The organism is Peribacillus sp. NPDC056705 (genome assembly GCF_043656335.1).
The window spans coordinates 1-1,698 of sequence record NZ_JBHTYI010000149.1 but is presented as its reverse complement, the minus strand read 5'-3'; the positions used below and the strand labels follow the sequence as shown (position 1 = coordinate 1,698).

2 protein-coding genes are annotated in these 1,698 nt (G+C 52.1%); one reads left to right on the top strand and one right to left on the bottom strand.

The annotated features are described in order from the left end of the window. A partial coding sequence (gene abc-f, locus ACFRAK_RS28360) for a ribosomal protection-like ABC-F family protein (RefSeq protein WP_394573094.1) occupies positions 1-1,372 on the top strand: 1,372 nt, incomplete at its 5' end. 16 nt (positions 1,373-1,388) lie between these two features. Here the strand turns inward: abc-f and ACFRAK_RS28355 are convergent. After that, a partial coding sequence (locus ACFRAK_RS28355) for a hypothetical protein (RefSeq protein WP_394573093.1) occupies positions 1,389-1,698 on the bottom strand: 310 nt, incomplete at its 5' end.

Here is a 1,698-nt window from a genome sequence, read left to right as displayed (position 1 = left end):
CAGCGGGGGTCAGAAGACAAAGGTGATGCTGGCTGCGCTGCTCGTATCTTCGCCGCGATTTCTGCTGTTGGATGAACCGACGAACCATCTGGACGGTGAGAGCCTGGTTTGGCTGGAGCAGTGGCTGGTATCGTCATATAAAGGAACGGTGCTGTTCGTATCCCATGACCGGGAGTTTATCGATCGTGTGGCGACGGCCGTGTGCGAACTGTCGGATGGAGGGCTAACGCGATACCGTGGAAGTTACTCCGATTACCGGAGGGAGAAAGAGCGAGAGCTGCGCGAACAAGAGACCCTTTACCGCAAGCAGGAATTGGCCCACAAAGCGCTGGAGGAATCCATTCGAAGATATCAGGAGTGGTTTCATAAAGCCCACAACGCGGCTGGCGACGTGAATGAGGTCAAGATTACGGCGAGTTTCTACAAAGCCAAGGCAAATAAGAATATCTCGAGGTATCATGCCAAGGAAAAAGCGCTGGAGCGGCTTGAGGCGGAACGTGTGGATAAACCGCGCAGCGGCCCCAGACTGAATATGGAGCTTGAGGGTGACAGCTTCGGTGGTCGGACGCTGATCCATGTGAAGGATATGAGCTTCGGGTTCGACGGGCATATGTTATTTGAACAATTGTCATTTTACTTGAACCGCAGAGATCGGTTGGCGGTCAGAGGCCCTAACGGCAGCGGCAAAACTACGCTCCTGAAGCTGTTACTGGGTGAATTACATCCGGACGAAGGAGAAGTTATACGAAATCCGGCCGTCAAGGTCGGCTACTTCTCACAAGAGCTGGAAGGGCTGGATCCCGAAACGACACTGCTCGATAGCTTGTTAGTTATTCCAGGTATGACCGAGAGCCGTGCAAGAACGCTGCTGGGCTGCTTCCTCTTCCGGCGGGATGATGTGTATAAGAAGATGTGGCAGCTCAGTATGGGAGAGAAGTGCCGGACCGCTTTTTTGAAATTGTATTTCAGCGGCGCTCACTTGCTCGTGCTGGATGAGCCCTCGAATTATCTGGATATTGATACGCGAGAAGTCATTGAAGACGTGTTGGCTAGCTTCCCGGGTGCGATTGCGCTGGTATCCCATGATCGGTACCTGGTACGCAAAATTGCGAATCGACTGCTGACGTTACGTCCGCAAAGCGCTCCTATTTGGTTTGAGGGGAGTGTGGATGAGGAGGAGGAACAGACGTCTCGCGTCGGTGTCATTAAGGGAGATAGCGCAAAGGACAATCGACGGATGAAATTGGAGTACCGTATCCAGGAACTGCTGGGTTTATCCGGTGCTGGCCTAGAGGAGGAGGCATCCGAAGCCAACTGGCTGGCGGAGATTAGGGAACTTCGGCAAGAATTGGCCCGGCTTCAGTCCAAGTAAGTAGCTCTGACAGGGGTTAGATCGGAGCCAATTCGGATAAAATGGGGAAATGAACCTTGCCATATACCGTGAGGTTGCATATAATAGACCCTATATATTTGTATATGTCCAAATGCGTAGATGGAGAAAAGTAGCTAGTACCTCTTAACAGGGATGAGACACCATGGATTGAGAGTGTCTCTTGAGAAACAGGCTGGTGAAGTTCGCTCCGGAGCGGTTCCTTGAACACGGCATCAGCCGGATCAGTAGGGGATAACGGGTCCGATTCGTTACGTCGGTCAAAGTGAGCATAGTCCTGGCCTTCAGGTCGGTTATATATGCTAACA